Source organism: Streptomyces griseoruber (genome assembly GCF_001514205.1).
Taxonomy (GTDB): domain Bacteria; phylum Actinomycetota; class Actinomycetes; order Streptomycetales; family Streptomycetaceae; genus Streptomyces; species Streptomyces griseoruber.
In genome coordinates this window covers 273691-293481 of the sequence record NZ_KQ948769.1, presented here as the reverse complement: position 1 = coordinate 293481, position 19791 = coordinate 273691, and the positions used below count along the sequence as shown (strand labels likewise).

General features: G+C 72.0%; 16 protein-coding genes. 6 read left to right on the top strand and 10 right to left on the bottom strand.

What is annotated here, in order from left to right; genetic code table 11:
• Positions 1–10: 10 nt before the first annotated feature.
• From AQJ64_RS20115 to iolC, 8 genes are all read right to left on the bottom strand, one after another.
• Positions 11–865 (bottom strand): ABC transporter permease, encoded by an 855-nt coding sequence (locus AQJ64_RS20115; RefSeq protein WP_055637286.1) that lies wholly within the window; start codon positions 863–865, stop codon positions 11–13.
• Positions 862–3501 carry an alpha/beta fold hydrolase gene (locus tag AQJ64_RS20110; RefSeq protein ID WP_055637285.1) on the bottom strand — a complete coding sequence of 880 codons (2640 nt, stop codon included), beginning with the start codon at positions 3499–3501 and terminating at the stop codon, positions 862–864. Before AQJ64_RS20110 ends, AQJ64_RS20115 begins: the two co-directional genes overlap by 4 nt.
• A gap of 107 nt (positions 3502–3608) precedes the next feature.
• The gene (locus tag AQJ64_RS20105; protein WP_055637284.1) at positions 3609–5006 is read right to left on the bottom strand and encodes an APC family permease; all 1398 of its coding nucleotides are present in this window, start codon (positions 5004–5006) and stop codon (positions 3609–3611) included.
• Between the two features lie 411 nt (positions 5007–5417).
• Positions 5418–6920, bottom strand: a complete 1503-nt coding sequence (gene mmsA, locus AQJ64_RS20100; protein ID WP_055637283.1) for a CoA-acylating methylmalonate-semialdehyde dehydrogenase — start codon at positions 6918–6920, stop codon at positions 5418–5420.
• Between the two features lie 14 nt (positions 6921–6934).
• On the bottom strand, positions 6935–8812 hold the full coding sequence (iolD, locus tag AQJ64_RS20095) for a 3D-(3,5/4)-trihydroxycyclohexane-1,2-dione acylhydrolase (decyclizing) (protein ID WP_055637282.1): 1878 nt from the start codon (positions 8810–8812) through the stop codon (positions 6935–6937).
• Positions 8809–9621: a 5-deoxy-glucuronate isomerase gene (gene iolB / locus AQJ64_RS20090; RefSeq protein ID WP_055637281.1), complete on the bottom strand. Its 813-nt coding sequence runs from the start codon at positions 9619–9621 to the stop codon at positions 8809–8811. The genes iolD and iolB overlap by 4 nt, the downstream gene beginning before the upstream one ends.
• 7 nt (positions 9622–9628) lie before the next feature.
• Positions 9629–10519, bottom strand: a complete 891-nt coding sequence (locus AQJ64_RS20085) for a Cgl0159 family (beta/alpha)8-fold protein (protein WP_055637280.1) — start codon at positions 10517–10519, stop codon at positions 9629–9631.
• Positions 10516–11466, bottom strand: a complete 951-nt coding sequence (gene iolC, locus AQJ64_RS20080; RefSeq protein ID WP_055637279.1) for a 5-dehydro-2-deoxygluconokinase — start codon at positions 11464–11466, stop codon at positions 10516–10518. Before iolC ends, AQJ64_RS20085 begins: the two co-directional genes overlap by 4 nt.
• A gap of 155 nt (positions 11467–11621) precedes the next feature.
• Between iolC and AQJ64_RS20075 the strand changes: the two genes are divergently transcribed.
• From AQJ64_RS20075 to AQJ64_RS20065, 3 genes are all read left to right on the top strand, one after another.
• Complete coding sequence (locus AQJ64_RS20075) at positions 11622–12557, top strand: sugar phosphate isomerase/epimerase family protein (RefSeq protein WP_055637278.1); 936 nt, start codon at positions 11622–11624, stop codon at positions 12555–12557.
• Between the two features lie 217 nt (positions 12558–12774).
• On the top strand, positions 12775–13608 hold the full coding sequence (locus tag AQJ64_RS20070) for a helix-turn-helix domain-containing protein (RefSeq protein WP_055637277.1): 834 nt from the start codon (positions 12775–12777) through the stop codon (positions 13606–13608).
• A gap of 360 nt (positions 13609–13968) precedes the next feature.
• Positions 13969–14169, top strand: a complete 201-nt coding sequence (locus AQJ64_RS20065; RefSeq protein ID WP_055637276.1) for a MerR family DNA-binding transcriptional regulator — start codon at positions 13969–13971, stop codon at positions 14167–14169.
• A gap of 77 nt (positions 14170–14246) precedes the next feature.
• On the opposite strand, the gene AQJ64_RS20060 is transcribed toward AQJ64_RS20065, so the two are convergent.
• Both AQJ64_RS20060 and AQJ64_RS20055 read right to left on the bottom strand, forming a co-directional pair.
• On the bottom strand, positions 14247–15314 hold the full coding sequence (locus tag AQJ64_RS20060) for a zinc-dependent alcohol dehydrogenase family protein (RefSeq protein WP_055637275.1): 1068 nt from the start codon (positions 15312–15314) through the stop codon (positions 14247–14249).
• Positions 15274–17562 (bottom strand): MMPL family transporter, encoded by a 2289-nt coding sequence (locus tag AQJ64_RS20055; protein WP_055637274.1) that lies wholly within the window; start codon positions 17560–17562, stop codon positions 15274–15276. Before AQJ64_RS20055 ends, AQJ64_RS20060 begins: the two co-directional genes overlap by 41 nt.
• A gap of 141 nt (positions 17563–17703) precedes the next feature.
• On the opposite strand from AQJ64_RS20055, the gene AQJ64_RS20050 reads away from it, so the two are divergent.
• The 3 genes from AQJ64_RS20050 to AQJ64_RS20040 all read left to right on the top strand — a co-directional run bounded on the left by AQJ64_RS20050 (position 17704) and on the right by AQJ64_RS20040 (position 19771).
• A complete protein-coding gene (locus AQJ64_RS20050) occupies positions 17704–18363 on the top strand; it encodes a TetR/AcrR family transcriptional regulator (protein WP_055637273.1) in 660 nt (219 codons plus the stop codon).
• A 142-nt stretch (positions 18364–18505) separates the two neighbouring features.
• The gene (locus tag AQJ64_RS20045) at positions 18506–19456 is read left to right on the top strand and encodes a PrsW family intramembrane metalloprotease (protein ID WP_055637272.1); all 951 of its coding nucleotides are present in this window, start codon (positions 18506–18508) and stop codon (positions 19454–19456) included.
• Between the two features lie 75 nt (positions 19457–19531).
• The gene (locus AQJ64_RS20040) at positions 19532–19771 is read left to right on the top strand and encodes a heavy-metal-associated domain-containing protein (RefSeq protein ID WP_055637271.1); all 240 of its coding nucleotides are present in this window, start codon (positions 19532–19534) and stop codon (positions 19769–19771) included.
• Positions 19772–19791 lie beyond the last annotated feature (20 nt).

Sequence of the window (19791 nt, the reverse complement as noted above, 5' to 3'; positions counted from 1 at the left end):
GGCCGCGGCACTAGGACACGATGTCCTTGCGGGCGAACCCCCGGAAGGCCAGGGCGAACAGGATGAGGGCGTAGGTCACGGAGACGGCTGTGCCCTGGAGCATGCCGGACCACTCGGGGGTGGGCTGGACGGCGTCCGCCCAGGCGAACTGCCAGTGCGCGGGGAGGAAGTTCCGCCAGTCGCCGAGGGCGGTGACGGCGTCCAGGACGTTGCCGATGATGGTCAGTCCGACCGCGCCGCCGACCGCGCCGAGGGCGGCGTCGGTCTTCGTCGACAGCCAGAACGCGAGCCCGGCGGTGACGAGTTGGGACACGAAGAGGTATCCGACGACGACCAGCAGGCGCTGTGCCGCGGTGACCGCGTCGAGCGTGCCGCCGGTGGGCAGTTCCAGCGGTCCCCAGCCGTAGGCGGCGGTGCCGACGGCGAGCGCGACGACCGGCAGCAGGATCATCGCGGCCAGGCTGAGCGCGAGGCCGACGACGAGCTTGGACCACAGCAGCCGGCCCCGGGGCACGGGGGCCGCGAGCAGATAGCGCAGGGAGGACCAGCCGGCCTCGGAGGCCACCGTGTCCCCGCAGAACAGGGCGACCGGGATGACCAGCAGGAAGCCCGCCGACACGAACAGGTTGACGGCCGCGAAGTTGCCGGCGGACGCGGTCGCGGTGTCCATCAGGGTCACCGTGTTGTTGCGGCCGCCCGGCTCGCCGCCGACGGCGAACGCGATCAGCAGCACGAACGGCAGGGCGGCGAGGATGCCGCCCATGACGATCGTGCGGCGGCGCTTGAGCTGGCGGGCCAGTTCGACGCGCAACGGCAGGGTGCGGCCTGGCTGGTAGCCGGAGGCGACCTCGGTGAGCGTGCTCATGCGGAACCTCCGATCAGGGTGAGGAAGGCGTCCTCCAGGCGGCGGTGCGGGCCGACCGACCGGACGGGCACGTCCATCCGGACGAGTTCGGCGACCAGTCGCTGGGCGCTGCCGTCGGCGTCGAGCCGTACGAGGAGACCGTCGTCGGTGCGGTCCGCGGAGGCGATGCCGGGCAGGGCCGCCACCTTCTCCAGGACGGGCTCCTCCACCGGGGTGGCGGTGCCGACCAGGAGGGTGTCGCCGGAGCCGACGATCGCGCCGACCGGGCCGGCCTGGACGAGCCGGCCGCGGTCCATGACCACGAGGTGGGTGCAGGACTGTTCGACCTCCGCCAGCAGATGGCTGGAGACGATCACCGTGCGTCCGGCGGCCGCGTACCGGATCATCACCTCGCGCATCTCGCGGATCTGCGGCGGGTCGAGTCCGTTGGTCGGCTCGTCGAGGATCAGCAGGTCGGGCAGGCCCAGCATGGCCTGGGCGATGGCGAGGCGCTGGCGCATGCCCTGGGAGTACGTCCGTACGGCGCGGGCCAGGGCGTCGCCGAGGCCGGCGATCTCCAGGGCCTCCTCCAGGTGGGCGTCCTCGGCGGGGCGGCCGGTGGCCTTCCAGTACAGGTCCAGGTTCTCCCGGCCGGTGAGGTGCGGCAGGAAGCCCGCGCCCTCGACGAAGGAGCCGACCCGGGAGAGGACGGGGGCGCCGGGGCGGACGGCGTGGCCGAAGACCCGGATCTCGCCCTCGTCGGGCTTGATGAGGCCCATCAGCATGCGCAGGGTGGTCGTCTTGCCGGCGCCGTTGGGGCCGAGGAGGCCCAGCACCTGGCCCTTCTCCACCTGGAAGGAGAGTTCGCGGACGCTGTAGCGGTCGCCGCCCGCGTACTTCTTGCTCAGGCCGGCGATCTGCAGCGGGACCTCGGCCAGTTCGGGGTCGGGGGCCGGCATCGCGGTGCGGCGGCGGCCGGTCAGCAGGAGCAGCAGGGCGAGGGCCGCGCCCGCGAGGGGCAGCCACCACACCCAGGAGGGCAGGGGGGCGGCGGCGGTCGTGACCGTGGGGGCCGTCGGAACCCGCAGATCGCCCTTCAGGGAGACCGTGTACGTCGCCGGGGCGGCCGGGGAGGCGTAGCCGAGGTCGGTGGAGGCGAGGACCAGGCTCAGCCGGTGGCCCTCCTCGATGTCGTGGTCGATCGCCGGGAGGGTGATCGTGACGTCCTTGCCGGCCTTGGCGCCGTCGACGCGGATCGGGGAGACCAGCTGGGAGGGCAGCTGCCGGCTGCCGTCGGGGCCGACGTCGTAGACCTTGGCGAAGAGGACGGCCGTGTCGGCGGTGGACTTCACGTGGACGGTGACCGTGGGGGCGCCGGTGATCCGCAGCTCGCCGGTGACCGGCGCGGACTCGAAGGCGGCGTACTGGCCGGGGAAGTCGAGGGAGACGCCGACGCCGAACGCGGAGAGCTGGCCGAGGCTGGAGCCGCCGAGGCCGGGCAGGGCGGAGATGGCGGGCGGGCTGGCGCCGGCGGGGTTGTCGAAGGACTGCTCGCGGCCGGTGAGCCGGACCGCGCGGCGGTCGTTCTCCAGGCCGGGGTAGCTGTCGCCGCTCGCGCCGCGCAGCGGGACCGTGCCGTCGGTGGAGTCGACGCCTCCGGTGCGGGTGACGCGGAAGGCGGGGCCGGTGTCGACGCTCTTCTCGCCCTTGAGGTAGCGGTCGAACCAGGCGGTGACGCGGGCCTGTACGCGGCTGGTCTCCAGGTTGCCGCCGTCGTGGCCGCCCGCGATCCAGTCGACGTCCACGGGGGCGCCGTTGGCCTTGATCGCCTTCTCGGCGGCGTCCGCCTGGGCGAGGGTGAAGAGGGAGTCGGCCTGGCCCTGGACGAGGAGGGTGGGGACCTTGATGCGGTCGGCGACGGCGGACGGCGAGCGGGCGTCGAGGAGCGCGCGGGCGGCGGTGTCGGGGGTGCCGGACTCGGCGACCCGCTGGTACATCGCGCACAGCGCGGGCTCGAACCGGTCGCAGCCGCCGCCGGTGTTGACGAAGATGCCGGCCCACAGCTTCTTGAACACGCCGTCGGGGAACAGGGCGTCCGCGAGGTTCCAGTACGTGATCGAGGGGGCGATGGCGTCGACGCGGTCGTCGTACCCGGCGGCGAGCAGGGAGATCGCGCCGCCGTAGGAGGCGCCGGCGACGCCGACGCGCGGGTCGCCCTTCTTGTCCAGCTCCACCTGGGGCTGTGCGGCGAGCCAGTCGATCAGCTTCGAGACGTCGGCGACCTCGCCCTTCGGGTCGTTCAGCCCGATCTTGCCGGTGGACCTGCCGAAGCCGCGCGCGGACCAGGTCAGGACGGCGTACCCGTCGCGGGCGAGGTCCTCGGCCTGCTGCCGCACGTCGTCCTTGGTGCCGCCGAAGCCGTGTCCGAGGAGGACGGCGGGGCGGCGGCCGGAGCCGCCGGAGGTGAAGTAGGAGGTGTCCAGGCGGACGCCGTCCACGGACATCACCTGATCGCTGTGGCGCACCGCGGGCCGGCCGTCGTCGTCGGCGACGGCCGTCCACGTGCCGGCACCGGCGAGTACGACGACGGCGGCCGCGGCGGCGAAAAGCCGTCGCGGCCGCCGTGGTCCTCGCAGACCGGGCAGTCGAAGATCCATGCTTCAACGGTACGGGGTCAACCTGTCGGGGAGTTGTCGACCGGAGACCGAACTGCCCGCCCTCCCAGGGGCGTACGTGAGCCCACGTACGTACACCAGCTGCGGTATCAGGCCTGCGTGTCCTCGGGCAGGGTCACCAGCCAGCGGGTGTCGGGGCGGGGGCGGAGGTAGAGGGCCCAGTAGAGGGTGGCGGCGGCGGTGATGCCGCCGGTCCACAGGAGGTAGCTCGCCTCCTGCTGGGTGAGGATGTAGGCGAGTACGGCGATCAGCAGGACCGGCACGGCGGGCCACAGGGGCATGCGCCAGGCGGGGGTGTGCCGGTGGTGGCCGCGGCGGGAGAGCAGGGCGGCGACCGCGACGAGCAGGTACATGCCGGTCACCGAGACGCCGGTGACGCCGTAGAGGGTGTCGAGGTTCACGAAGCAGAGGGCGGCGCCGGGGATGCCGACGGCGAGGGTGGCGACCCAGGGGGAGCCGAAGCGGCCGAGCTTGGCGAAGACGCGGTTGACCGGTCCGGGCCAGGCCTGGTCGCGGGCGGAGGCGAACAGGACGCGGGAGTTCTGGATGACCATCACGATGCCGGCGTTGATGATCGCCAGGGCCACGCAGAGGCTGACGAAGGTGCCGACGGCGGAGTTCGACCAGGCGGTGACCATGGAACTGATGTCGCCGCCGGTGAGCTGGGCGAGGTCGGAGGCGCCGAAGGTGATGGCGACGACCGGGACCAGGATGATCACCGAGGAGATGGCGAGGGTGGCGAGGACGGTGCGGGCGACGGTGCGGCGCGGGTGCTCCAGTTCCTCGGAGAGGTAGACGGCGGTCGAGAAGCCCTGGGTGACGAAGAGGGCGATCGCGAGGCCGGAGACGACCAGCAGGGCGGTGACGGTGTCGGTGCCGCCGTGGGCGTCCGCGACCTGCATCGAGACCAGGCTGCCGGGGCCCCGGTGGCCGTGCGCGAAGCCCAGGACGGCCACGACGGCCGCGGCGATGACCTCCAGGACCAGGAAGACGCCGGTGATCCAGGCGTTGGCGCGCAGGTCCAGCAGACCGGCGAGGGTGGCGAGCAGCATGACGCCGGCGCCCGCGAGGGAGGGGTCGAGGTGGACGACCGGGGCGAGGTAGTCGGCGGTGCCCATCGCGATCACCGGCGGGACGATCATCACGACCAGCAGGGAGAGGACGAAGACCAGCCAGCCGGCGAGGCGTCCGGCCAGCGTCGACACCATGGCGTACTCGCCGCCCGCGCTGGGGATGAGGGTGCCCAGCTCCGAGTAGCAGAACGCCACGGCGATACAGAGCAGCGAGCCGATCGCGATCGTGAGGGCGGTCGCGGTGCCGAGTGAGCCGAAGAGGTCCGGGACGACCACGAAGAGGGTGGAGGCGGGGGTCACGCAGGACAGGGTCAGCAGGGTGCCGCCGACGACTCCGATGGAGCGCTTGAGCGTCTGGGGACTGCCGGGCGCCTCGGGGAGGGCGGTGTCGACAGGGCGGAGCGTGTCGGTCATGCGGCGGATTCCGATCGACTCGTGCGGCGGGGTGGGGGGCGGAGCGGTATCGCCTCCGGAGGCTGCGGTGTTGCCGCATCGAACCCCGACGAAAACCGGCGCGTCAATAGGTGTTTACCTACGGAATCCGTAGGTCGAGAGCCGCCTGATCTTCGGTTACGGCAGTTTCGCTCAGTCCGTTCGGCCCGCGCGGGGCGTACGGGAACCGCAGGAAACGTGGCAAAAAAACGTCGCCCCGTCCGGAATCCGGACCCGACGGGCGCCCCACGACGCACCCACGACGCACCTGCGCCACGCCGACCGCGCCGACCGCCCCGACCGCGCCGACCGCGCCGACCGCGCCGACCGCGCCGACGAAACGCCGGTGCCCCGCCCCCGGAGGGACAGGGCACCGGTACCGCCGTGCGGGCGTCAGTGGTTGCGCGGGAAGCCCAGGTCCACGCCGGACGGGGCGTCCGCCGGGTCGGGCCAGCGGGTGGTGACGACCTTGCCGCGGGTGTAGAAGTGTGTGCCGTCGTTGCCGTAGATGTGGTGGTCGCCGAAGAGGGAGTCCTTCCAGCCGCCGAAGCTGTGGTAGCCGACGGGGACCGGGATCGGGACGTTCACGCCGACCATGCCGGCCTCGATCTCCATCTGGAAGCGGCGGGCCGCGCCGCCGTCCCGGGTGAAGATCGCGGTGCCGTTGCCGAACGGGGAGCTGTTGATCAGCGCCACGCCCTCGTCGTACGAGTCCACGCGCAGCACGCACAGGACCGGGCCGAAGATCTCGTCCTGGTAGGCCTTCGCGGAGGTCGGCACCTTGTCCAGCAGGGAGATGCCGATCCAGTGGCCGTCCTCGAAGCCGTCGACCGTGAAGCCGGTGCCGTCGAGGACCACCTCGGCGCCCTCCGCCGCCGCGCCCGTGACGTACGACGCCACCTTGTCGCGGTGGACGGCGGTGATGAGCGGGCCCATCTCCGAGGTCGGGTCGTTGCCGGGGCCGATCTTGATCTTCTCGGCGCGCTCGCGGATCTTCTCCACCAGCTCGTCGCCGATCGCGCCGACCGCGACCACGGCAGAGATCGCCATGCAGCGCTCGCCCGCCGAGCCGTAGGCCGCGCTCACGGCGGCGTCCGCCGCCGCGTCCAGGTCGGCGTCCGGCAGGACCAGCATGTGGTTCTTGGCGCCGCCCAGGGCCTGGACGCGCTTGTGGTTCGCGGAGGCCGTGGTGTGGATGTAGCGGGCGATCGGGGTCGAGCCGACGAAGGAGACGGCCTTGACGTCCGGGTGCTCCAGGAGGCGGTCCACCGCCACCTTGTCACCGTGGACGACGTTGAACACGCCGTCGGGGAGACCGGCCTCCGACAGCAGCTCGGCGATCTTGATCGAGGCCGAGGGGTCCTTCTCGGACGGCTTCAGCACGAAGGTGTTGCCGGTCGCGATGGCCATCGGGAACATCCACATCGGGACCATCGCCGGGAAGTTGAACGGCGTGATGCCGGCGACGACGCCGAGCGGCTGGCGGATGGACGAGACGTCCACACGGCTCGCCACCTGCGTGGACAGCTCGCCCTTCAGCTGCACGTTGATGCCGCAGGCGAGGTCCACGATCTCCAGGCCGCGGGCCACCTCGCCGAGCGCGTCGCTGTGCACCTTGCCGTGCTCGGCGGTGATCAGCTCGGCGATGGCGTCACGGTTGGCGTCCAGCAGCGCGCGGAAGCGGAAGAGGATCTCCGTGCGCTTGGCCAGCGAGGACTGGCCCCAGGACACGAACGCGTCCTTGGCGGCCTGGACCGCCGCGTCGACCTCGTCCACCGTGGCGAACGCGACCTTGGTGGTGACCGCGCCGGTCGCCGGGTCCGTGACCGGACCGAACGTGCCCGACGCGCCTTCGACGGTCTTGCCGCCGATCCAGTGGTTGACGATCTTCGTCATGACCGAGTACTCCTTCACAGATGGCGGCGTCGGGTGGAGACGTGCCGTTCGTACAGCTCTCGTGCCTTCACCGCGGACGATCGGGTCGCGGTCTCGGCGACAGGTACATCCCACCAGGCCTGCGCGGGCGGCGGGCCCGACACAGTGTCGGCCGTTTCGGTCTCCACGTAGACACAAGTGGGAGTGTCGGCGGCGCGCGCCTCGGCGAGGGCCTCGCGCAGCTCGCGGACGGTTTTCGCGCGCAGGACGCGCATGCCCAGGCTCGCCACGTTGGCGGCCAGGTCGACGGGGAGCGGCGCACCCGTGAAGGTGCCGTCCTCCGAGGTGAAGCGGTAGGCGGTGCCGAACCGCTCACCGCCGACGGACTCCGAGAGCCCGCCGATCGAGGCGTAGCCGTGGTTCTGCACGAGCAGGATCTTGATCGCGATCCCCTCCTGCACGGCCGTCACGATCTCCGTCGGCATCATCAGATACGTGCCGTCGCCGACCAGCGCCCAGACGTTGCGCTCGGGCGCGGCCATCTTCACTCCGATGGCCGCCGGGATCTCGTACCCCATGCAGGAGTAGCCGTACTCCAGGTGGTACTGGTCCCGGGAGCGGGCCCGCCACAGCTTGTGCAGATCGCCGGGGAGCGAACCGGCCGCGTTGATGATCACGTCGGACTCGTCGGCGAGGGCGTCGAGCGCGCCGAGGACCTGCGGCTGCGTGGGGCGGGTGTCGGGCTCGTCGGCCTCGTAGCAGGCGTCGACGCGCTGCTCCCAGCGTTCCTTGTCCTCGGTGTACTCGGTGACGTAGGCGTCCGCGACACGGTGCCGGTGCGTGCGCAGGGCCGCCGTCAGCTCCGCCAGGCCGCTGCTGGCGTCCGCGACCAGCGGCTGTCCGGCGAGCTTGTGGCCGTCGTAGGGGGCGATGTTGAGGTTGAGGAAGCGGACCCCCTCGCCCTGGAACAGGGTGTTGGAGGCGGTGGTGAAGTCGGTGTAGCGGGTGCCGACGCCGATGATCAGGTCCGCGGTGCGGGCCAGTTCGTCGGCGGTGGCGGTGCCGGTGTGGCCGACGCCGCCCACGTCCTGGGGGTGGTCGTAGCGCAGGGAGCCCTTGCCGGCCTGGGTGGAGGAGACCGGGATGCCGGTGGTCTCGGCGAACTCGGCGAGGGCCTCCTCGGCGCGGCTGTGGTGGACACCGCCGCCCGCGACGATCAGGGGCCGCCGCGCCGAGCGGATCACCCGGACCGCCTCGGCGAGTTCGGTCGGGTCGGCGCCCGGACGCCGTACGACCCAGGTGCGCTCGGCGAAGAACTCCTCCGGCCAGTCGTACGCCTCGGCCTGCACGTCCTGCGGCATCGCGAGGGTGACCGCGCCCGTCTCCACGGGATCGGTGAGGACCCGCATGGCCTGGAGGGCGGCCGGGATCAGGGCCTCCGGCCGGGTGACGCGGTCGAAGTACTTCGACACCGGGCGCAGCGAGTCGTTGACCGACACATCGCCCGCGTACGGCACCTCCAGCTGCTGGAGCACCGGGTCGGCGACGCGGGTCGCGAAGATGTCGCCGGGCAGCAGCAGGACCGGGAGGTGGTTGACGGTGGCCAGGGCGGCGCCGGTGACCAGGTTGGTCGCGCCGGGGCCGATGGACGTCGTCACCGCGTGGGTGGAGAGCCGGTTCGACTGGCGGGCGTAGCCCACGGCCGCGTGCACCATGGACTGCTCGTTGCGGCCCTGGTGGAACGGCATGTCGTCGCCGTACTCGATCAGCGCCTGGCCGAGGCCGGCCACGTTGCCGTGGCCGAAGATGCCCCAGGTGGCGCTGATCAGCCGCTGCCGTACGCCGTCGCGTTCGGTGTACTGGGCGGCGAGGAAGCGCACCAGCGCCTGGGCCACTGTGAGCCTGGTGGTCATCGGTAACCCTCCGTGTGGTCCGGGTGGAAGCAGATCCGCCACTCGCGGGTCTCTCCGGGGCCTGCCATGACGTTCAGGTAGTACATGGCGTGGCCGGGCTGGGCGATCGACGGGCCGTGCCAGCCGTCGGGGACGAGGACGGCGTCACCGGAACGGACCTCGGCGAGGACCTCGGATCCGCCCTCGCGGGAGGGGGACACCCGCTGGTAGCCGAAGCCGTGCGGACCGTCGATCTCGAAGTAGTAGATCTCCTCGAGCTCGGCCTCCTCGCCCGGCCGGTGCTCGTCGTGCTTGTGCGGCGGGTACGAGGACCAGTTGCCGCCGGGTGTGATCACCTCGACGGCGATCAGCTTGTCGCAGTCGAAGGCGTCGGCGGAGGCGAAGTTGCGCACATGGCGCAACTGGGCGCCGCTGCCGCGCTCCTCGACGGGGACCTCCGGCGCGGGGCCGTAGCGGGCGGGGAGTTGTCGCTCGCACTTCGCTCCTGCCAGGGCGAAGCGGCCTCCCGCGCCGGAGGCGATCGTGACCCGGGCGTCGCGGGGAACGTACGCGAAGTCGGAGACCGACGCGAACACGCTTTCCCTGCCCAGGAGTTGGAACTCGTTTCCGTCTGTTTGCACGGTACATCCACCTTCGAGCGGAAGCACGATCCACTCGCTCTCACCGGTGGTGAGGGTGTGGCTGCCGCCCGGGGCGAGCTCGACGATCCGCAGACTGCTGTAGGTCCAGCCGGCCCGCTTCGGGTCGATGTCGAGGGCGAGTTCGCCGTCGGCGGTGGTCCCCTTGGGGATGTACAGGTCGTTGCTCATGCGGCCCTCACAGCAGTCCTACGGCGGTGTCCACGGCGGCGACGACATCCCCGTCCGCCGGGTACAGCAGCGAACGGCCGACCACCAGGCCCCGGACGGTGGGGAGTTGCAGCGCCCCGCGCCACTTCTCGTACGCCCCGGCCTGCGCTTCCGCGGAGCCGCCGACCTCGCCGCCCAGCAGGACGGCGGGGAGGGTGGAGGTCTCCATGACCTCGGCCATGTCGTCGGGGTTGTCGGTGACGGGGAGTTTCAGCCAGGTGTAGGCCGAGGTGCCGCCGAGGCCGGAGGCGATGGCGATGGACTTGATGACGGCCTCGGCGGAGAGGTCGTTCGTCACCTTGCCCTCGGGGGTGCGGCGGCTGATGAACGGCTCCACGAAGAGCGGCAGCCGGCGGGCCGCCATGTCGTCGATCGCGCGGGCCGTGGACTCCAGGGTGGTGAGGGAGCCGGGGTCGTCGTAGTCGATCCGCACCAGCAGCTTGCCCGCGTCGAAGCGGAGGCGCTCGATGTCCTCGGGGCGGTGGCCGGTGAAGCGGTCGTCCATCTCGAAGACGGAGCCCTGGAGCCCGCCCCGGTTCAGCGAGCCCATGACGACCTTGCCGTCGAGGGCGCCGAGCAGCAGCAGGTCGTCCAGGATGTCGGCGGTGGCGAGGACCCCGTCCACGCCGGGCCGGGACAGTGCCAGGACCAGGCGTTCCAGCAGGTCGGCGCGGTTGGCCATGGCCAGCTTGTCGCCGCCGACGCCGAGCGCGCCCCGGGCGGGGTGGTCGGCGGCGACGATCATCAGCCGGCCGGAGTCGCCCAGGAGCGGCCGGCGGGGGCGGCGGGCGGCGGCCTCGGCGATCGCCTCGGGACGCTCGGCCCGCAGCCGGACGAGTTCGGAGATGTCGATGGTCACAGGACGGCCCCCGCCTCGACGGCGGCCTCGATCTCGTCGCCGGTCGGCATCGCGGAGGAGCACTCCAGACGGGAGGCGACGATCGCGCCGGCCGCGTTGGCGTGCCGCATGATCTGCTCCAGGTCCCAGTCGGCGAGCAGACCGTGGCAGAGGGAGCCGCCGAAGGCGTCGCCCGCGCCGAGGCCGTTGAGGACGTTCACCGGCAGCGGCGGGACCTCGGCGGACTCACCGCTGCGGTGGACGGCGAGGACACCCTTGGGGCCCTGCTTGACGACGGCGAGCTCGACGCCCGCGTCCAGCAGCGCCTGGGCGGCGGCCCGCGGTTCGCGCACGCCGGTGGCGACCTCCACCTCGTCGAGGTTGCCGACCGCGACGGTGGTGTGCTTGAGGGCCTCGGCGTAGAACGGGCGGGCCGCGTCCGGGTCGGTCCAGAACATCGGGCGCCAGTCGAGGTCGAAGACCGTGGTGCCGGCCTTGGCGCGGTGCGCGAGGGCGGCGAGGGTCGCCGTCCGGCTGGGCTCCTCGCTCAGGCCGGTACCGGTGATCCAGAAGATGCCGGTCTCACGGATGGCGTCGAGGTCCAGCTCGTGGGCGTCGATCTCCAGGTCCGGGGCCTTGGGCTTGCGGTAGAAGTACAGCGGGAAGTCGTCCGGCGGGAAGATCTCGCAGAAGGTGACCGGCGTCTGCAGGCCCGGCACCGGGGTGACATAGCGGTCGTCGACACCGAAGCCGCGCAGGGCCTCGTGGAGGTACGTGCCGAACGGGTCGTCGCCGGTGCGGGTGATCACGGCGGTGGACCGGCCGAGGCGGGCCGCGGCGACCGCGACGTTGGACGCCGAGCCGCCCAGGAACTTCCCGAAGGACGTGACCTGCGGGAGCGGCACACCCGTCTGCAGCGGATAGAGGTCCACCCCGATCCGCCCCATGGTGATCAGGTCGTACGCCATCGAGTTCCCTTCGTGTCGGCTGGGCCCCGTTCGGGCCGGCCCCGTGTCGGCTCTCCACGGCTTTGTAGTCCGGCTCCGGGCACCCTGTCAATAGTTTGTCCAGACATTCGGACCAGGTCTTGACACCCCTGAGGAGAGCCCGCACGCTGGCGCCCATGACGTCGTTGTCACCTCAGTCACCTCAGTCCCGGCAATCCTCACTTTCCCGCATCCGGATCGGATCGGCCCCCGACAGCTGGGGCGTCTGGTTCCCGGACGACCCCGCGCAGGTCCCCTGGCAGCGCTTCCTCGACGAGGTCTCGCAGTCCGGCTACGAGTGGATCGAGCTGGGCCCCTACGGCTATCTGCCGACCGACCCGGCCGTCCTCACCGAGGAGACCGCCAAGCGCGGTCTGAAGGTGTCCGCCGGCACGGTCTTCACCGGGCTCCACCACGGCGAGGCCGTGTGGGAGAAGACCTGGGCGCATGTCGCGGACAACGCGGTGCTCGCGCAGGCGATGGGGGCCGGGCATCTCGTCGTCATCCCGTCCTTCTGGCGGGACGACAAGACCGGCGAGGTGCTGGAGTCCGACACCCTCACCCCCGAGCAGTGGCGCAACCTCACCTCGCTGACCGAGCGGCTCGGCAAGGAGGTGCGGGAGCGGTACGGGCTCCAGATCGTCGTCCACCCGCACGCCGACACCCACATCGACAGCGAGGAGAACGTCGTCCGCTTCCTGGACGGCACCGACTCCGACCTCGTGTCGCTGTGCCTGGACACCGGGCACTACGCGTACTGCGGCGGCGACAGCGTGAAGCTGATCGAGACGTACGGGTCGCGGATCGGGTACCTCCACCTCAAGCAGGTGGACCCGGAGATCCTCGCCGACGTGAAGGCCAAGGGGACGCCGTTCGGGCCGGCCGTGGCCCAGGGCGTGATGTGCGAGCCCCCTGCGGGGGTGCCTGCGCTGGGGCCTGTGCTGGAGGCCGCGGGGAAGCTGGATGTGGACCTGTTCGCGATCGTGGAGCAGGACATGTACCCCTGCGAGCCGGACAGGCCGTTGCCCATCGCGCAGCGGACTCGGGCGTTCCTGAGGTCCTGCGGGGCGTAGGTCGTATGTCGTGTGTGGGTTGTGGGGGCTGAGCGCGCAGTTCCCCGCGCCCCTTAACGGGGTTGCCGTTGCCGTAGCACCATGACGTCCCATGGCTGTGGGCACCGTGCAGGTTCGGTCGGGACAAGGGGTCAGCGGGTTCTGGGAGTTCGCCACCGGGGCTCCTCATCCCCGGTTGCGGCCCGGGGTGATGAGCTATCGCGGGATACGGGTCGCCATGAACCGGCCCCGGCGGAGGCTGGAGACGCCCATCGGGGCGTCCACCCTGCTGCTGGGGTTCGAACAGCCCGTGCGGATATCCCGGGCCGGGCGGGCGCCGGACACGCTCGTGTCCGTGTACTGCGGGCCCACCACCACCGCGGCCATCGGGGAGCACGGCGGGCGGATCTCGGGTGTCGAGGTGCTGCTGACGCCCTGGGCCGCGTTCACGCTGTTCGGGACACCGCAGCACGAGCTGGTCAACCGGACCGTCGACCCCGACGAGCTGCCGCACTCCCTGGCCACACCCCTGCGGGAACTCGCCGCCGCGCTGGCCGCGCTGCCCTGCTGGGCGGAGCGGTTCGGGCTGCTGGACGAGGTGTTCACCCGGTGGTGGGAGGCGGGGGTGCCCAGTTCCGATCGGGTGGTGCGGGCCTGGTCGCTGCTGGTGCGCACGGGGGGCGCGATCCCGGTGCCCCGGCTGGCCGAGGAGGTCGGCTGGAGCGTACGGCACCTGGAGAGCCGCTTCGGGGAGCAGATCGGACTCGGCCCCAAGGCCGCGGCACGGGTGCTGCGGCTGCAACGCGCCCGCCGGCTGCTGGCGGCCGGGCGGAGCGCGGCGGAGACCGCCGCCCAGTGCGGCTTCTACGACCAGGCCCATCTCAGCGGTGAGTTCAAGGCGATGACGGGCTGCACACCGAGGGAGTTCACCCAGGCCAGACAGTCGCCGGCACCGGCCTCCCCGGCGGCGGACCGGATGAGCGGGGAGGCCACCAGCCTGGTGCTGCCGGCCCGGCCGGGCGATTGGTCCGTACCGGGTGCGCATTTCTCCAAGACCCGGCGGGTTGGCTGAATACAGGCTGGGGTCTCGCCAGTTGATCCGGTTGTCCCGGGGGGATGGCGGGGACGGAGTGGGGCCGGGCCTGTCGCAGCGGGCCCGGCCCACCTCTGTCCTGGGCTCCGGCACGGTTGTCAACGCGCCACTCCCGCGAGTCCCTCACCTTCCTTTGTGTCACCTTCGTCACAAATACCCCCTCCCTGTCACCCTTGTCACGCATACGCGGGTCTTCTGTCACGCACGGTCGACAGCCGCGTTCGTACAGTCACTCTGCGTCGTTCACCGGGCACAGGCTTGGTGATCGCCAGCGCAGCGCCGGGCTCCCCCGGGCGGCCTCCCGGCCGCCACCCCCGCGCGCGCAGGGAGGTGCAACTCATGACCGACCGAAGGCTCTGGTCCTACAAGGAGATCGCGGCGCACATCAAGGTGCAGCCGGACACCGTACGGTCCTACCGCAAGCACGGACTCCTCCCCCCGCCCGACCGCGTCGACGGCGGCAAGCCCTACTGGTACGCCGCCACCGTCCACGCCTGGGCCGCCGCCCGGCCGGGCAACCGCGGACGCAGATCCGACTGACCTCGCCTTCCCCGCGCCGTTCCGTGCCCCGCCCTCGCGCGGGGCACGGTGCCGTCCGCCCTCGGCTCCTCAGCTCGTCAACTCGTCAGCTCCTCGGCTCCACGGCTCCACGGCTCGATGACGGTGACCCCGGACCCCGGCGCCGTCCCCATCTCCGCCAGCGCCCGGGGTACGGCGTCCAGGGTGATCGTCGAGGTCACCAGGAGGTCGGGGCGCAGGACCCCGGCCCGGACCGCCTCCAGCATCGCGGGGTAGGTGTGCGCGGCCATGCCGTGGCTGCCGAGGATCTCCAGTTCGAGGGCGATGGCACGGGCCAGCGGGACGGGGGTGGTGCCCTCGGGCGAGGGCAGCAGGCCGACCTGGAGGTGGCGGCCCCGGCGCCGCAGTCCGTTCACCGAGGCCGCGCAGGTGGCCGGGGAACCGAGGGCGTCCAGGGAGAGATGGGCGCCGCCGCCGGTGAGGTCACGGACCGCCGCCGCCGTGTCCGCCACGCCCGTCGCGTCCACGCACTCCGCCGCGCCGAAGGTCCGCGCCAGCTCCAGCGCCCGGGGCGACACGTCCACCGCGACCACCCGGGCCCCGCTCGCCGCCGCGATCATCACCGCGGACAGGCCGACCCCGCCGCAGCCGTGCACCGCGACCCACTCCCCCGCCGCGACCCGGCCCTGCTGCACGACCGCCCGGAACGCGGTGGCGAACCGGCAGCCGAGGGAGGCCGCCGTGCCGTACGACAGGTCGTCCGGGATCGCGACCAGGTTCACATCGGCGTGGTCCAGGGCCACGTACTGGGCGAAGGAGCCCCAGTGCGTGAAGCCGGGCTGGGTCTGGCGCTCGCACACCTGGTGATCACCGGCCGCGCAGGACGGGCAGCTTCCGCAGCCGCACACGAAGGGGACGGTGACCCGGTCACCGGGGCGCCAGCGGGTGACGCCGGCGCCGGTCTCCTCGACGGTTCCGGCGAGTTCATGGCCGGGGACGTGCGGGAGGACGATGTCGGGGTCGTGGCCCATCCAGCCGTGCCAGTCGCTTCGGCAGAGGCCGGTGGCTTCCACCCGCACGACCACTCCGTGGGGGGTCGGCCGGGGGTCGGGGACTTCGCGTACCTCAGCCGGCTCGCTGTACTTCTCGAAGACCACCGCTCGCATCTGGGCTCCCGTCGCCGTGTGTGTCTGCGGGTCCATCGTGGCCGGTCGCCCAGTTCCCCGCGCCCCCGGGTGGGTTTTCGTCGCCCTCGCTCAAGCCGAACCGCGCGTGGAATCCGCGCAGCGGCGCCGGGGCCCACCAGGTCGCCCGGCCCGTGAGGCGCATGATCGCCGGGACCAGGAGGCTGCGGATCACCATCGCGTCCATCAGGACCGCGAGGGCGATGCCCAGGCCGAGCATCTTGGTGTTGGTGACCCGGGACGTGCCTATCGCGACCATCACCACCGCGAGGATCACCGCGGCCGCCGTGATCAGCCCGCCCGTGCGCCGCAGACCGAGGCGGACCGCGCGCTCGTGGTCGCCGGTGGCGTCGTACTCCTCCTTGATGCGGGAGAGCAGGAACACGCCGTAGTCCATGGAGAGGCCGAAGGCCACGCAGAACATCAGCACGGGCAGGGTGGTCTCGATGGAGCCGGGGCTGGTGAAGCCGAGGAGGCCGGAGAGGTGGCCGTCCTGGAAGACCCAGACCACCGCGCCGAACATCGCCGTCAGGCTGAGCGCGTTCAGCAGCACGGCCTGGAGCGGGATCAGCACGCTGCCGGTGAGGAGGAAGACCAGCAGCAGGGTGACGACGGCGACGAAGGCGCCCGCCCAGGGAAGTTGTGCGCCGATCGCGTGCTTGGAGTCGACCAGCACCGCCGCCGTGCCGGTCACCTTGGTGTCGAAGGGGGTCTTCAGGGCGCGCAGGTCCCCGACCAGGTGCTGTGCCGCGTCGCCGACGGCCTCGCCCTCGGGCTGCACGGTGAAGTACGCCGCGTCGCCCTTCACCAGGGGGCCGTCGACCTGGACCACCTCGGGGAGCGCGGCGACGCGTGCCTTGTACGCGCTGTACTGCGCCTCGGTCGCCTTCCCTTCGGCGAGGACCTCCAGGCCGCCGCCGGGGCTGCCCGGGAAGCCGTCCCTGATGTGCTGCTGCACGACGTGGGACTCGGCGGAGGAGGGGAGCTGGCGGTCGTCGGCCGTGCCGAACCTCACGCCCAGGAAGGGCAGTCCGAGCAGGACCAGGACGGCCGTCGTCGCCAGGGCGAAGAACGGGGCCCGCCGCATGACCAGGTCCGCCGTGCGGGCCCAGCCCCTGCCGCCCTCGCCGGTGCGCTCCGTCCCGGAGGCCTTCGGCCTTCCGCGGAACGCCCGTCGCAGGTCGAGGGCGTTGACCCGGTCACCCAGCAGGACGAGGGCCGCCGGGAGCAGGATCAGGGCGGCCGCGGCGGCCAGCAGGACCACCGCCATGCCGGCGTAGGCGAAGGAGCGCAGGAAGTACTGGGGGAAGACGAGCATCGCCGCGAGGGACACGGCGACCGTGAGTGCGGAGAACAGGACCGTGCGCCCGGCCGTGCGCAGGGTGGTGGCGATCGCGCCGAGCGGCTCGGCGCCGGTGGAGAGTTCCTCGCGGAAGCGGCGGACGATGAACAGGGCGTAGTCGATGGCGAGGCCGAGGCCGAGGGCCGTGGTCAGGTTCATCGCGAAGACGGAGACGTCGGTGAACGCGGTGAGACCGCTGAGGACCGCGTTGGTGCCCAGGATCGCGACGATGCCGATGCCGAGCGGCAGCAGGGCGGCGACCGCGCTGCCGAAGACCATCACCAGCAGCACCAGGGTGATCGGCAGGGCGATCAGCTCGGCGCGGGTGAGGTCCTCCTGGATGGTGGTCTGCATCTCGTGCCGCACGGCGACGATGCCGCCGATCCTGACCTTCACCGGGCCCTGTTCGCCCCGGTAGGAGGGGGCGATGCGGTCGAGGGTCTCGCCCATGGTCTTCTCGTCGCCCGTGATGCGGGCGGCGATCAGCGCCTCATGGCCGTCCTTGGCGCGCAGGGCGGGTGCCGTCGAGGCATCGGCCTCCCAGTAGGAGCCGACGCCCACGATCCCCTTCTCGGCGGCGAGCCGGGCGGTGAGCCGGGCGGCTTCGGCCCGCACGGCCGGGGTGTCCACCGAGGCGCCGCCCGAGTCGACGAGCAGCAGCAGATTGGGCTGGGACTCGGGGAACTCGCGCTCCAGGGCCTTGGTCGCGTACGTGGACTGCGCGTCCGGATCCTCCCAGCCGCCGCTGCCCAGCCGGTCCGCCACACCGCTGCCGGCCAGCACGGCGAGCACGGTGAGCACCAGGGCCGCGAGCAGGGTCAGTCCCGGCCTGGCGGTCACGAAGCGGGTCCATCCTCCGGCGCGGGGTGGGCTGTTGACTTCGGTCATCGTGCGGTGTCCCCTTCACCCTGCAAGCAGTCGTGAAAACCGTAAAATGGCAAACACGAGATAGTGCTCGCGTTTCTGGTCCCAGAATGCGAGCGACCTCTCGCGTTTGTCAACCGCGTTCGAAGAGCTGGGGATAACCGCGTGCCCGAGAACCAGGAGAAGCAACAGCCGCGCCGCCGTCAGGCACGCGGGGAGCGGCGCATCGCGCAGCTGCTGGAGGCCGCGGCCACCGTCTTCACCACCACCGGCTACACCGCCGCCAGCACCAACGCGATCGCCCGCGAGGCCGGTGTCTCACCGGGCACGCTGTACCAGTTCTTCCCGAACAAGGAAGCGATCGCCATCGAGCTGGGCGACCGGCTCATGCACCAGATGCGGGAGGCCTACGGCGAGGCGCTCGCCCCGGTCGGCCCGGCGACCCCGGTGGAGGAGGCCGTGGACGCGGCCGTCGACCGGTTCATCGCCTTCAACTGCGACCACCCGGTGTTCTTCGCCCTGATGCACGGCCCCGACGTCCCGGGCCGCATGACCGAGGAGCACGACGCGCTCCACGCGACCCTCCTCTCCCGCATCGAGGAACTGCTCGCCTCGTTCCTGCCCGACGCGCCCCCCGCCGACCTCACCCGCACCGCCCACATGTGCCTGGGCCTGTACAAGGCGGGTCTGGAACTGGTCCTGGGTCACGAGGGCGCCGAGCGCGCGGCGTACGTCCGGGAGCTGAAGAACGTCCTGATCCGCTATCTGCGACCGCTGGTCGGCGAGCGCCCGGCCCGCACCCCCGCGGCCACCGCGACCCCGTAGCCGGGGGCCCGCCGCCCGGACGGCCCTCCTCCGGACGACCGCCCCGGACTGCGCGTCAGGACGTACCTACATAAAGTGCCGGTAAATCCGCTCCGGGTGCACACCCCTGCCCGGGCGGCCCTTGACGACGAGGGGATTTGCCGTGACCCACTCCCCGCCGCCCGGCGCGCCCCGGGCCCGCATCCCCGGACCGCAGCAGCCCCCTCCGTCGGCCCCGCGGATCCGGGCCGGACTGTGGAAGCGCTGCCTGGGCGGCGGGCTGCTGCTGTGGGCGCTCACCGCGCTCGTCACGTACGCCACCGCGAACACCACCCTGCTGCCGACCCTGATCCTGCTCGGCAGCTTCCTCGTCCCGGTCTCCTTCGTGCTGTGGGCGTACGAGCGGCACGGCCGCGACCTGGGCGTCGGCCTGATCCTGGGCTGCTTCCTGACCGGCGGCACGCTGGGCGTGCTGGGCGCGTCGGTGATGGAGTCCTACCTGCTGCACCCCTCGCTGTGGATGTTCGTCGCGGCGGGGCTGATCGAGGAGGCGGCGAAGCTCGGCGCGCTGATGTTCGTGCTGCGCCGGCAGACCCGGCTGCGGGGCCTGCGCGCCGGGGTGGTGCTGGGCGCGACCGTCGGGTTCGGCTTCGCGGCCCTGGAGAGCGCCGGGTACGCCTTCGACGCGGCCGTCTCGACGGTCGGCATCGACCTCGGCGCCCTGCTGGAGACCGAGATCCTGCGCGGGGTGCTCGCCCCCTTCGGGCACGGGCTGTGGACGGCGGTCGCGGGCGGGGTCCTGTTGGAGTACCGCCGTCCGAACGGGCGTTTCCAGTTCGCCGCGCCCGTCGTCGGCACGTATGTCGGCGTCGCGTTGCTGCACGCTCTGTGGGACTCCACCCATGGGATCGCGATCTGGCTGGTGGCCCGGCTGACCGCCGGCGGCCTGGACAGGCGGCTCTTCGCGGAGGGGTACATCCCGCGGCCGACCACGGAGCAGCAGCATCTGCTGACACTGTTCTCGGTCGGCGCGACGGTGCTCGTGGCCCTGCTCGGGGTGGCCTGGGTGCGCTCGCTGGCACGCCAGGATCCTTCTTGGAGAAATACCCCCTAGGGGTATAGTGTGGGGTTACTGGGAGACCTCTCCGGTCCCCGCCGGCCCCATCCGCCTCCCCCCTAGGAGAACGACATGACCGCTCAGACCGACACCGCGGGCTCCGTCACCACCGTCTACCAGGTGAGCGGCATGAGCTGCGGCCACTGCGAGGGCGCCGTCTCCGGCGAGATCTCCGGACTGCCCGGGGTCACCTCCGTCAAGGCGGTCGCCACCACCGGCGAGGTCACCGTCGTCTCCGCCGCCCCGCTCGACGACGAGGCCGTGCGCGCCGCCGTCGACGAGGCCGGTTTCGAGCTGGCCGGCCGGGCCTGACCCGACCGCCCCCGCCACGG